Source organism: Polynucleobacter duraquae, from assembly GCF_000973625.1.
GTDB classification, from domain to species: domain Bacteria; phylum Pseudomonadota; class Gammaproteobacteria; order Burkholderiales; family Burkholderiaceae; genus Polynucleobacter; species Polynucleobacter duraquae.
Window position 1 is genome coordinate 1,713,587 of the sequence record NZ_CP007501.1, and the last position, 13,449, is coordinate 1,727,035.

At 46.8% G+C, this 13,449-nt stretch carries 8 protein-coding genes; 4 read left to right on the forward strand and 4 right to left on the reverse strand.

Annotation, left to right across the window (positions count from 1 at the left end; genetic code table 11):
* Window positions 1-86: 86 nt before the first annotated feature.
* The 3 genes from grpE to hrcA all read right to left on the reverse strand — a co-directional run bounded on the left by grpE (window position 87) and on the right by hrcA (window position 2,890).
* The gene (gene grpE / locus CL55_RS08855; RefSeq protein ID WP_046330756.1) at window positions 87-647 is read right to left on the reverse strand and encodes a nucleotide exchange factor GrpE; all 561 of its coding nucleotides are present in this window, start codon (window positions 645-647) and stop codon (window positions 87-89) included.
* 80 nt (window positions 648-727) lie between these two features.
* Entirely contained in the window at window positions 728-1,822 is a 1,095-nt protein-coding gene (hemH, locus tag CL55_RS08860; RefSeq protein ID WP_046330757.1) for a ferrochelatase, read from the reverse strand.
* A 45-nt stretch (window positions 1,823-1,867) separates the two neighbouring features.
* On the reverse strand, window positions 1,868-2,890 hold the full coding sequence (gene hrcA / locus CL55_RS08865; RefSeq protein WP_046330758.1) for a heat-inducible transcriptional repressor HrcA: 1,023 nt from the start codon (window positions 2,888-2,890) through the stop codon (window positions 1,868-1,870).
* A 37-nt stretch (window positions 2,891-2,927) separates the two neighbouring features.
* Between hrcA and CL55_RS08870 the strand changes: the two genes are divergently transcribed.
* Window positions 2,928-3,833, forward strand: a complete 906-nt coding sequence (locus CL55_RS08870) for an NAD kinase (protein ID WP_046331282.1) — start codon at window positions 2,928-2,930, stop codon at window positions 3,831-3,833.
* Between the two features lie 26 nt (window positions 3,834-3,859).
* Complete coding sequence (gene recN / locus CL55_RS08875; RefSeq protein ID WP_046330759.1) at window positions 3,860-5,530, forward strand: DNA repair protein RecN; 1,671 nt, start codon at window positions 3,860-3,862, stop codon at window positions 5,528-5,530.
* Here the strand turns inward: recN and glnE are convergent.
* Window positions 5,527-8,352 (reverse strand): bifunctional [glutamate--ammonia ligase]-adenylyl-L-tyrosine phosphorylase/[glutamate--ammonia-ligase] adenylyltransferase, encoded by a 2,826-nt coding sequence (gene glnE, locus CL55_RS08880; protein WP_046330760.1) that lies wholly within the window; start codon window positions 8,350-8,352, stop codon window positions 5,527-5,529. The two genes, recN and glnE, sit on opposite strands and share 4 nt — an antisense overlap.
* A gap of 79 nt (window positions 8,353-8,431) precedes the next feature.
* Here glnE and CL55_RS08885 point away from each other — a divergent pair, with 79 nt between their 5' ends.
* Window positions 8,432-12,601 carry a YhdP family protein gene (locus CL55_RS08885; protein ID WP_046330761.1) on the forward strand — a complete coding sequence of 1,390 codons (4,170 nt, stop codon included), beginning with the start codon at window positions 8,432-8,434 and terminating at the stop codon, window positions 12,599-12,601.
* Window positions 12,602-12,604: 3 nt separating this feature from the next.
* Entirely contained in the window at window positions 12,605-13,438 is an 834-nt protein-coding gene (locus tag CL55_RS08890; protein ID WP_046330762.1) for a carbon-nitrogen hydrolase family protein, read from the forward strand.
* The last annotated feature ends 11 nt before the right edge of the window (window positions 13,439-13,449 follow it).

Sequence of the window (13,449 nt, forward strand, 5' to 3'; positions counted from 1 at the left end):
TCAAGGGTTCAAAAGCAAAAAAGGCAGATTTCCGCCTTTTTTATCTTTTTTGAACCAGAAAACCCCATTTAGGGGCTTTTAATAGCTTATTTGGGAGCGCTGACGGTGACCAAGGCTGGGCGCAGAATGCGGTCCGCAATGGAATAACCCCTTTGCAGGACTGAAACCACGGTATTAGCCTCTTGGTCTGAGGGAACTGAAGCAATGGCCTGATGGTGGTGAGGATCAAACTTGTCACCTACAGCAGGATTAATCTCAGTCAATCGACCTTTTTCAAAGGCGGATAGCAGTTGTTTTAGGGTGATCTCTAGACCCTCTTTAAAAGCTTTGGCGTCTACAGTCTCTGCGTTCAGGGCAGCGTACAGACTGTCGGTTACCGGCACGAGATGCTCAGCAAAACTCTCAATCGCAAATTTATGCGCTTTAGAAATATCTTCAGCGGCACGGCGACGAATATTCTCACCCTCGGCTTTAGCGCGGAGATAGTTATCCTGCATCTCGGTGAGTTTTTGATTTAACTCGGCAATTTCTTGCTCTGAAGTCTTTGCTTCGGCATTTGCAGGAGCTGCTTGTGCACCAGTTTCAGCCTGAGGATCGGCGGCAGTATTTTCTTGCTCGGGAGATGGATTTTGATTTTCTTGGGTCATAGGTACAAATTCACTTTTCTATCAGGATAGCTACTTCTCAACGATATGGGGCCGATTTAGTCAATTTCAAGTGCACCAAGCTACGCAATCCTCGCTTTAGCTAACTCAGCTAAGCGCTCACGCTCCTGCAATATCGCATCTGACTCAACACCTAAACTCCAACCAGATAGATGCTGGTGAGCAATGTCGTACATTGCATCGATCCACTTAGGATTGCTATTCAAGCAAGGAATGTAGCGGTAGTCTTTGCCGCCATGCTCCAAAAAGATCTCACGTGCTTCCATCGCAATTTCTTCTAAGGTTTCTAAGCAATCGGCCGGAAATCCTGGGCAAAAAATATCGACTCGTTTGCAGCCTGCTTTACTCAACTCTTCAATCATCGGAGCCGTGTAAGGCTTGAGCCACTCTGCCTTACCAAAGCGAGATTGAAAAGTCACTAAGTACTGTCCAGGCACTAGACCCAATGACTCACCAAGTAGGCGGCCAGTTTTCAAGCACTCACAGTGATAGGGGTCGCCCTTCATTAAATTGCGCTTGGGTAATCCATGAAAAGACATTACAAAGCGATCACCAGCAGCAAAATCTGGGCGACCATCTTTGTCCCATGCGCCGAGTACTTGGTCACGTAATGCTGAAATATAGGCAGGGTTGTCGTGATAGTACTTAACCAAACGCAACTCGGGTTGATTGCGCCAAGTACTCAGCACGCGAAACACTTCATCAAAACTCGACGCAGTAGTAGTTGCCGAATACTGCGGATACAGCGGCAGCAACAAAAGACGCTCCATACCCTGTGCCTGCAAGGCTTCCAAGGCTTGCTGGGTGGAGGGTTGGCCATAACGCATGGCTAAATCTACCAACACTACTTCACCGTGATGAGCGAATTTCTCGCCCAACTCTTTTGCTTGCAGGCGGGAGTAATGCATCAAAGGTGAACCCAATTTTGGCAACCAAATTGAGGCATATTTTTTTGCAGACGCCCCACTACGAATCGGCAAAATAATGCCATTCAAAATACACCACCAAATAATGCGGGGGATTTCTACGACGCGTGGATCAGATAAAAATTCTTTGAGATAGGCTCTGACTGCCTTAGCGGTTGGAGCAGAAGGAGTACCCAAGTTGAGCAACAACACTGCTGTCTTAGAAGGGCGTAAGTGGGGATTTTGATTCAAGGAAGATCCGTCTTTATTAAGGAGAGCTAAAAGATATAAATATTACTAAGAACTTATTGGCGCACTTAAAGCGCCCGATAACAACTTAGAGGTGATATCGACAATCGGAATCACCCGATCGTATGCCATACGAGTGGGTCCAATTACGCCAAGGGTTCCCACGATCTGACCATCTACACTGTAAGGCGCACTGATGACCGCCAAATCTTCATAAGGCAGCAAATCACTTTCGCCGCCAATAAAAATTTGAATACCATCGGCATGACTAGATACGTCTAGCAACTGCATGAGGACCGACTTTTGCTCGAGCATATCGAACATCTTGCGTAACTTATCCAAATTCGTACTGAGATCTCCAACATTCAGTAAACGCCGCTCACCTGATAGCAGCATATCTCCTTGACCCATACCGTAATCACTAACGCCACTGTGCAATGCCAGAGCCATCAGCCCCGAGATATCACTTCGCAAATTATCCAAATCAGAGGCAAGGTGCGCACGCACTTCTGCAAAACTCTTGCCGGCAAACTGAGTATTGATGTAATTTCCAGCCTCAACTAGTTGACTTGGGGTGTAGTCCTGCGAGGTCGGAAGGATGCGGTTTTGAACATCGCCTTCAGGTGTAACCATAATGAGCAAGATTTTGCCCTCACCAAGCCTCAAGAATTCAATATGCTTGAAGACCTGAGCCCGCTTGGGCGTCATCACCACCCCGGCAAAATGAGTCAAATTAGACAGAATTTGCGCAGCGGAGTTGAGCACCCTTTGGGGTGAATCTGGCAAAAGCCCCTTTTCCATCTCACGGGCGGCAATTTCTTCTAGGGGGCGAACGGTCACCATCGTATCCACAAAGAGGCGATAGCCCCTTGGGGTTGGGATGCGACCCGCTGAGGTATGGGGGCTAGTTACCAAGCCCATTTCCTCTAAATCCGCCATGACATTGCGAATCGTGGCCGCAGAAAGATCCAATCCCGAGAATCGAGATAGGGTGCGTGAGCCAATAGGCTGCCCCTCTTCGATATAGCGCTCGATGAGGGTTTTCAGTAAGGCGCGGGAACGATCATCCATGGTGGAAGGGATTTTATGCGTATGGTTTAATCGTTATATGTTAAGCCCATACCCAAATTCCAGCAAAAAGGCCTTTGGCCGGGTTGCGCTTGTCGGTAAATATCAGGCTGACGGCATTCAAGAGCGTCTTAAGGACCTGGCAGCACTACTCGGACAGCAAGGCTGCGAGGTTTACGTTGAAAGTTCCACCGCAAGCCACTTAAGCCTAACTGCCTACCCGATCAAAAAAGTAGAGGAGTTTGCGGGAGCTATTGATTTAGCAGTAGTTTTAGGGGGTGACGGGACAATGCTTGGAATTGGTCGTCAACTGGCCGGCAGCAATGTCCCCCTGGTTGGCATCAATATGGGCCGCTTGGGCTATATGACCGACATCCCCATCCAAAACGTTCAAGCGGTTTTGCCGCAAATTATTGCTGGTGATTACGAAGCCGATACCAGAACGCTACTAGCTGCAGTGGTGATGCGTGATGGCAAAAAAATTAATCAAGCCCTCGCCCTGAATGATGTAGTGGTTAATCGCTCCGGAATATCAGGAATGGTCGAGCTCGCAGTGCGCGTCAACGGTTCATTTATGTATAACCAGCGATCAGATGGGTTGATCGTGTCCACCCCTACCGGTTCAACGGCTTACGCCCTTTCTGCTGGCGGGCCGATTCTGCATCCACGGGTTGCCGGAATACTATTGGCACCAATTGCACCGCACTCTTTATCTAATCGCCCCATCGTCTTACCTCAAGACATTGTGGTGAGAATCGAAGTGGTTGATGGCAGAGAAGTGATTGTGAACTTTGACATGCAATCACAAACTCATTTGCAATCAGGTGACATCATTGAAGTCAGTCAATCTGAAAAAACAATCACCCTACTTCACCCTCGCAGTCATAGTGACTACAAAACCTTGCGAGAGAAGTTACATTGGAATGAGTACCCATCGACATTCTGATGTCGAATTTTTTGGTACGCTAAAGCATGCTACAAACACTATCGCTTCGCGACTTTGTCATTGTTGACCAGCTAGAACTTGACTTTTCCTCTGGGTTTACAGTCCTGACTGGTGAAACAGGCGCTGGTAAATCCATCCTCTTAGATGCGTTAGCTTTGGTATTGGGCGAACGTGCAGATAGCAGCCAAATTCGTGAAGGCTGCAGTCGTGCAGAAATTAGCGCACTCTTTCGGATTGACGCACAGCAAATTAAACACTTCAATCAATGGCTGGATGAGCAAGGTTTTCCACTGGAAGATGATGGGCAAAGTCTTTTACTGAAAAGAACTGTAGAGGCCAATGGCCGTAGCCGCGCTTTTATTAATGGTAGCGTAGCAACCTTAGCGCAACTGCGAGAGGCAGGCGATCAATTGGTAGATATTCATGGTCAACATGCGCATCAACTTTTACTCAAAGGTGGCGCGCAGCGCGAACTACTAGATCGCCATGCTAATCATCTAGATTTAGTTACTGAGGTCTTCCAATTATTTAAAACTCTGAATGAATCGCGTCGCAGACTAGAGCAAGCTGAAAATGCTGGACAAGATATTGAACGCGAGCGAGAGCGTTTGGAATGGCAATTGGAGGAGCTCAATGAGCTCTCTCCACAGGAAGGCGAATGGACCACCATTCAAAGTGAGCATGCACGCCTAGCCAATGGCGCAAAAATTATGAGCGGTTGCCAAGAGGCAATTGATGCTCTGAGTGATGCGGATAACTCTGTCGAATCTACCCTCTCTAAGGCTAGCGCTAATATCAGCGCACTAGCAGAGCATGACTCCGGACTGAGCGATATCAGTCAAGCCTTAGAGTCAGCCCAAATTCAGATAGATGAAGCAGTGCATGGTCTCAATCGCTACCTACAAAAACTCGATTTAGATCCCGCACGCCTTAGCGAGGTGGAGGAGCGCATGCAAGCGCTTCATGGTGCAGCCAGAAAATACCGCACCGAAGCAGATGACTTACCAAAGCTTCTTTTAGATACTACCGAACGTTTAGAGGCATTAACGGCCTCGCAAAATATAGAGGCCTTACGTGAGAGAGTGAAACAAGAAGAGCCTGCCTATCTCAAACAAGCAAAGCAACTCTCACAAAAACGTAACAAGGCTGCGCTAGATTTGGGTAAACAAGTTACCACTGCGATGCAGGACCTATCGATGGCGGGTGGACAACTGGAGATTGCCTTACTACCTTTGGCCGAAGGTGGCACTCATGGTCTCGAGCAAATTGAGTTCCTGGTTGCAGGCCATGCTGGAAGCACACCGCGCTCTTTAGCAAAAGTAGCTTCCGGCGGTGAATTAGCGCGTATTAGCTTAGCCATCAGCGTCATCACTAGCAAGGCATCATTTACACCCACACTCATATTTGATGAAGTCGATGCTGGTATTGGCGGAGCCGTTGCAGAGACGGTTGGAAAGTTGTTGCGTCAACTCGGTGAGTCGCATCAAATTCTGTGTGTGACTCACTTGCCACAAGTGGCTGCGCAAGGTAATCACCACCTCAAAGTAAGCAAATCTCAAGCGGGTGATAAAACCCTCTCACAGGTCATGCCACTTGGAAGGTCCGAGCGAGTAGAGGAAGTTGCGCGCATGCTGGGCGGAGCAACGATTACCGACACTACACGCCGACACGCTCGCGAGTTATTAGAGCAAAACTAAGCTTCTTCAGTATCCGAAGGGGCCAGAAAGATTTCTTGCCATAAATTCAGCACCACTTCTCTTGCTTGAACCAGCCCAGGCTCAAGTGCTAAATCTACCCGCGTCTTTTCTGCGCCATCTAAACGCAAGCGATGTTGGCGTGCCCGCAGCAAACGATAGGCATCCCCCACCTCTTGCGCTACTGAAGCTTGAATTAAGCCCACCTCTCCAGCAATCCGAAGTAAGGCGATGTTTCCCAGATTACCAATCAACTGTGGATAGGCGTTTGAGAATGCCAAGACTAAAAATTGCACGATAAATTCAATATCCACCATACCGCCGGCATCATGCTTCAAATCAAAGTCGGGACTAGGGTTTGGATGTCCAGCATGAACCTTACGACGCATCTCTAAAATCTCGTGGCGTAGTTGCCCGACATCGCGCTTCTGACTTAAAACGTCAAATCGCACACTATCAAAAAATTCTCCAACTACTCTTGATCCCGCCGAGGATCTAGCTCGTGTCAGAGCTTGATGCTCCCAAACCCATGCGGCGTTGTCACCCTCCCGCATCTGGTATTTCTTAAATGCATCGGCGTTTGTTACTAGAAATCCAGCGGAACCATTTGGGCGAAGTCGTGTGTCGATCTCAAAGAGACTCCCGGCCGACGTATAGGCGGTTAACCAGTTGATCATCCGCTTAGCGAGTAGCGCATAAATTTCTTGGGCAGCAAAATCAGTTTCTTCGGCTTGATACAAGAAAACCAAGTCTAAGTCGGAGGAGTATCCCAACTCTTTGCCACCCAACTTGCCATAAGAAATTACTGCGAATGGCGCATTCGCATCAAGCGGTAATGCAAACTTCTGGGCAACGCTATGCCATACCCGCTCAAAAGTGGTCTGCAATATCAAGTCTGCCAAAGCAGATAGATGATCACTTACCTTCTCAACCGAAAGCTCGTGATCCATGCCAATTCCTAAGTCTGCGAGCAAAGTGATAAAGGTTTCGGTGTGATGGGTAATGCGCAAAATATCCATCGCCTGCTCTGAGCCATCACCATCTGCCATCACGTCATCAAGACGCATATCCAGGGTCGCTTTTACTTCTTGCCAATACTGTTCCGGATCTTCGATCAGGGCTTTCTCAGTCCGCGAGTTGAGCAAATAATCCAAGAGATGAGGATGCCGAGTTAAATATTGCGCACCCCATTGAGAGGTCTTGAGCAAAGCCAATACATTGAATAGTGCCTGAGGATATTCAGACAAGATAGAGAGATAGGCGCTGCGCCTTGCAACCGCTTCTAGCAAATCAAAAAAGCGAAGCAAGGTTTGATCTGCGCTAATCACAATTGGCTGATCCACTTGTAAGTTCTCTGCAGCTTTGCGAATCAGGTTGTTAAAAATAATTCTACTTTTTTCTGGCAACTGTCTTTGCTTAGAGCTATCAGCCCAAGCCAACCATCGGGCAGCAGACTCTGGGAATAGGGTGATGTCAGGCTCCCAGCCTGCCGGAAGAGAGGTATTGTCTAAGCGTGCAGCATCATCGAGTACAAAAGCTTTTTCAAAATGCTGAGCTACTGCCGTTTGGTGTGTGTCGAGCTCAGATAAAAAACGGGCTTGTTCTTGAGTCTGATCAGGACCGACCATACTCGCCGCCAAGCGAGCACGAGGAGCCTCATCCTCGGGCAAATAGTGTGTCTGCTGATCCTCCCAAACCTGGATCCGATGCTCTAAGCGACGTAAGTAAATGTATGCAGTCTTTAAATCATCACTTTCTTTGGCAGGCAAAATACCTTGCTGCTTTATCAACTCCAATACCTCTAGAGTAGGTCGAATACGAAATCGAGGATCGGTACCACCCCGCATCAACTGAAACATTTGCGCTAAGAACTCAATCTCTCGGATGCCGCCACGACCCAATTTAATATCTCTAGATCGACCATGATGATTAGAGGAGCGCTTCTCAGCCTCATGCTGTATTTGCGCATGCAGCTCACGGATGGATGCAATCACACCATAATCTAAATGTCGACGATATACGAAAGGGCGAATAAGTTGATCGAGCTCACGCTCGCAATAAGCAAAAGGGGAGGAGTCAGGTAAAGGTGAGATCAACCTACCCTTAATCCAAGCGTAGCGCTCCCACTCTCTGCCTTGTACCAATAAATATTCTTCGAGCATATCGAGACTACAGACCAGGGGACCAGAGTCTCCATTGGGCCTTAAGCGCATATCCACCCGAAATACAAACCCATTGGCGTCATGCTCTGCCAATAATTTAATCAGGCGCTTACCCATTCGCGTAAACCACTCGTGATAGGACAGACTCTTAGGTCCGCCCTGAGTATCACCTTCGTGTTCATACAAAAAGATCAGGTCGATATCAGAAGAAAGGTTGAGTTCTAGCCCACCCAACTTACCCATACCCACCACCATTAAAGGCATCTCTGAATCTGTGACCCGACTCCAAGGCAAGCCAAAACGACGTTGCTGATCTACTCGGATATAGGCAATCGAAAGGGCTACCGTCTCCTCAGCAAAATGACTCAGTGCATGCGTTACCTCACTGAGGTCAGCCATACCATTGAGGTCTCGGAAGGCAATCCAGAGCATGAGGCGTTGCCTTGCCAGCCTCAGATCCGCCATAAACTGAGCCTCATCTTGCTCAGGGGCAGCTAAAGCATCTTGGCAAGGGGCCAATAAATCTTCGATTCCAACTACATCCACTTTTTGGGCGCCCTGAGAACGAAGCCAATCAACCCAATCAGGGCGAGAATTGAGCCACCGCTGCGCATAGCTAGAGTGCTGCTTTAGAAATTCAATTTGGGCGGCAAAGTCAGTCATTTCTCCATCTTAATCTGACTCTAGACCTAAACCTGCAGAAGCTTGGCGATCACCTAATAGCTGACGGATAATAGAGGCCATGCTTGTAAACATCATCCGGACTCGCCTGCAGAGCGTGCTTCAAAAGCGTCCTCCAGGTTCTGGTGGTCGCTGGCGTAAGCGTGCCCTCATTCTTGCAGGTATCGCTGTGGCTTTTTTTGTATTGGGCCATCTTGGGGTGCGTTTTGTTCTATGGCCACAGATTGAAAAATCAAAATCCACCATAGAGCGCTTAATGAGTGCTCGCTTAGGCGCCAATGTCACGATGGATGATGTCCAGGTATCTTGGACTGGAATTCGACCAAGCTTTGCAATTCAAGGCTTGCGATTCAATAGCGCAGGCAATTCCACTCCGCCCTTACTCATTGAAGATATCAGCGGGCAACTCAGTTGGCTTTCTTTCTATTATTTAGCGCCCTATTTTCACGAGATCACCATTGATCGGGCGCAGCTATACGCTCAGCGAGATGTAAAAGGTATTGTTTCAATTGCCGGAATTCCAATTCAAGGCGATGCCAATAATTTTTCAACCGGAAACTGGTTACTCGCTCAAAACAATATCCGAGTTAACAATGCCAAAATTTACTGGGAAGACCAACAAAGTCGGAGGTTAAAAACCGCCATTGATATTCAAAGCTTCTACTTAATCAACGGCATTCGCAGTCATGAGGGTCAGCTCATCACTCAAACACCTTGGAGTCCAAGTCCAATCAAACTCGAAGCTGACTTTGTCCATCATCTTGGCGGTCAGGCAGGCAATTGGCGTGACTGGATCGGAACCATTTCATGGGATTTGACTGAGCTCAAGCTCAGTCAAATTTCTAAAGACCTGAGTCTTCCGATCCACGAGCTAGGTGGCAAGGTCAACTCCAAGGGCAGCCTGAAGCTGGATGGTAGTAATGCTAATGGTGGACAAATGTCCTTAACAGCAGATCAGCTCATAGTGCAATTAAATAAGGATGAAGATCCCCTTGAGTTTGGCAGGCTAGAGACAGAGCTGATCCAAGATACAGATGGCGGCTTAAATTCCCTTACAACAAAAACCTTGGCATGGCGCAATATCGATAGTCCACAAACTGCACCACTTGAAAAATTAAGCCCCATTACTTTCCGCTGGCGTCCACCAAAAGAGGGTGGCGAGATCAAAGAGTTCGGTTTCTCATCACCGAAAATACAATTGGAGGATATTGCACTCTTCGCTCTCAATCTTCCGCTGCCTAAAAAGATTCATCAATGGATCAAGCTTTCTGAAGCAGATGGTGAGTTACAGAATGTAGATATGAATTGGTCCGAGAGCCAATCTGCCCTATCAGCCTTACCTATTCCAGGAAATTGGTTTTCCTCCAATAAGCTCGACTTCACTATCAGCGCAAAGCTCAGTGACGTTAGCTTCACTGGGGTTAATAAATCGATGCCCTCAGTTGCAAATTTATCTGGCAACTTAGTTAGCAATCAGAAACAAGGTAACTTCACACTAGATTCCAGAAATCTTGAGTTGGAGATGAGTGACTTTTTATCCGATTCTGAAATTCAACTGGACCGTGCAAAAGGTGAGATTAGCTGGTCCAAACAAAAAGGTGGCTGGCTAATTAATGCCAAGAAATTACAACTCAGTAACTCTGAAATCACTACCAATTTTGATCTCAACTATCTGATCGGCGCCGCTAAACAACCCGATCAGATAACTCTAGATATGGAGTTTGTTAAGGCTAAGTTAGCTACAGCACATCGCTATTTGCCAGTTGGAATGGATAAGGATAGCCGCTTATACCTAAGCAAAGCCTTTGAATCCGGGGAAATTCAAAATGGCTCTTTGCATATTAAAGGTGACCCCAATCAGGCGCCTTACCCAGCTGGTACCGTGGGAGAGCTCAACTTAAACCTGCCATTCTCCAAGGCAAGCTTCAAGCCAGTGCCTCTGCTACCAAAAAGCCAAGGGGTTTGGTCAGCGCTCAACAATGTCAGTGGCAGTATCACCATGAAACAAGCGGCTTTGAATATTGACGTCGATAAAGCAAGCTACAAAAAGGTGGCAATCACCAAGGTCAAAGCACAAATTCCGGATCTTAGCGCTAAAAATCTGGCATTGCTCATCAATGGCTCAATTGAGGGTGATGGCTCTGAAATCCTCGAATATGTATTTGCATCACCCGTCGGTATTGCGCAAGCAAACTTAGCCAAGAATCTCTCCCTTAAAGGCCCAGTGAATATGGGTATTGACTTAAAAATTCCGCTATCTGGAGGCGACGATGTCAACTTTGATGCAAAAATGAATCTTCCCGGAAATCAAGTGCAATGGGGGCAGATTCCCCCCTTAGAAAACCTGAAAGGCAAGGTGCGCATTACCGAAGTCAATCCTGAGTTTGATAGTGTCACTGCAAACTTTTTAGGCGGGGTCTTAAAGATTGCTAGTGCGCCCTCTTCGCCAGGCAACACGAGCTTTAGTATTGGGGGCGATATCAATGCTAGCTTTATCAAAGATTACATTTCAGGAAATTTAAAATCTCGAGCTCACCCAGCACTCCTAACCGCGATGAGCGGAACAGCCAAATATGAAGGTCTGATCAACTTTAATAAAGCAGGTAGCCAAACTAAGCTTAATTTTGATTTACGCAACTGGGCAAGCTCTGCCCCCTCACCTGCCAAGAAATTAGCAGGAACTCCTATGTTGGGTGAACTCAGCCTAAAAATTTACCCAGCTAGCAAGAATAATTTAATACGTGCAGATTGGTCTGGAAAATTAGGAGACCAATATTTTCTTCAGGGAAATCTCAATTCCACCAATTTAGTAAAAAATGCAATAGGTATTGGGTCTCCAACACCGCTGCCACAGCAAGGCCTTTCACTCAACCTAACAAGCAATGAACTAGATCTTGATCAGTGGGTAGAGTTTTTAGGGACAGGGAAATCAAAGAGTAAAACGAATGAAGTCAATTCGCCGAATGCCCCCCAGGAAGACATACAAATCTCCGCTCAAGTTAAGAAATTAATCGCTCTAGATCGTGAGTGGATTGATATCAGTATGCAGTCTCAGAAAAAAAATATTACTTGGCAACTGCGTTTAAATTCACCCCAGATTACTGGTCAAATGCAATGGCAACCCAGCAACAATGATCACCCTAGCGGATTTATTTCTGGAAGACTTGCGCGCTTAAAAGTTCCAGATCAACGCACATCTGCAGACTTGCTATCCAAGGAGGGTGCTACAAAAAAAGCGACTTCCCTCAAGAGTCCGGTAGACCCGAATGCTATCCCTAGCCTAGATTTAACGATCGATGATTTGAGTTGGACAAAGGTGCAACTGGGTGCCGTAAAAATCAAGTCCAAAACCAGTCGTGACCTTATGAAGCTTGAGTCAATGCAAATTAATAATCCTCAAGGCAATTCCACTATCAAAGGTCAGTGGCAGGCCAGCATCCAAAATAACCCTGAACTAAGTTCATTTACTGCGGATGTGAATATTAAAGATGCGGGACAAATTATTGCTCATTGGAGTAACTCTAAGTCGGTAGAGGGTGGTGAAGGAAAGCTCAATGCCTCACTCTCGTGGCGTGGGTCACCATTTTCTCCATCCTATGATTCTCTTGCTGGCAACGTTAGCCTAGACCTTGCTAAAGGCCGCTTACTAGAAGTCAATACTGATGGGGCTAAGTTATTAGATGTTCTCAGTCTGCAGAGTCTCTTTAGATTTGCAACTTTTGACCTAAAAGGTAGTCTAGGAAACTTAGCAACTAAAGGTACGCCTTTCAATTCCATCACTAGCAACTTTGAGGTTGCCCAAGGAGTTGCGCAAACCAAACAATTCACCATGATTCTGGATCAAGCTCGGGTTGCCATGACGGGGCAAATCAATGTCGCCAAAGAAACCCAAGATCTCCGAATTACTATATTTCCTACGATTGATGCCACTGCAGGCTCCCTAGCAGCATTTGCAATCAACCCCATCATTGGCTTAGGAGCAGTGTTGGGGCAGTACCTCATTACCAATCAAATTAATCGCACTATGCAAACAGATTATTTAGTTCAGGGATCTTGGGAAAATCCTGAAGTAATTCCGCTTGATCAAAAAGGTCAACCGCTCGATGCTAAAACTTTAGAGACGATTCGCACCAAGAATCTTTTGAAAGAGCAAACAAAACCGAACTCCCCTAATTCTGCTCCTGCAAACCCGCCTGCAAACCAAAACGCGCCCACCCAAATGCCAGGTTAATAGATGAACGCACCAAGAAATGCTTCTGAACTCAATATAGCCTCGATACAAATGGTGTCGACTCCCAGCCTCCATGAAAATCTCGAGACTGCAGCTCGCTTAATTAAAGCTGCTACAGATTGCGGGGCACAGATTGCCGTGCTGCCGGAATATTTTTGCTTAATGGGATTGAAAGATACCGATAAGGTCAATGTTCGGGAAACGGCAGGGTCTGGTCCGATTCAAGAACGACTTGCCGCGATTGCACAAGAAAATAATATCTATCTAGTTGCCGGAACCATCCCTCTGGAGGCTAAAGAATCCAATAAGGTTCTCAATACCTCCTTAGTATTTGATCCTCTTGGCATGCAAATCGCTCGTTACGACAAAATTCATTTATTTGGCTTTCAAACTCCAACCGAACGTTACGAAGAGTCTGAAACTATTTCAGCAGGAAGCCAGCCAGGCCAATTTGTAATCCAGCTTAATGGAGTGGAATGGCGTTTTGGCTTAAGCATTTGTTATGACCTACGTTTTCCAGAGTTATACCGCGCCCTTGGCCAAGTGGACTGTCACATTATTCCAGCTGCGTTTACCCACACCACCGGTAAAGATCATTGGGAAATTCTTCTGCGCGCTCGCGCAATTGAAAACCAATGCTATGTTCTAGCCTCAGCTCAAGGAGGCCTTCACTTGAATCAACGACGCACTTGGGGTGAGAGCATGCTAGTCGATCCATGGGGAGAGATATTGAGTAATCTTCCTGAGGGGGAGGGTTTTATTCAGGGCATGCTCAGCAAAGATAAATTAAAAGAGGTACGCTCTAAGCTACCTGCACTAAAACACCGCAAGCTTTAATATAGAAAGTT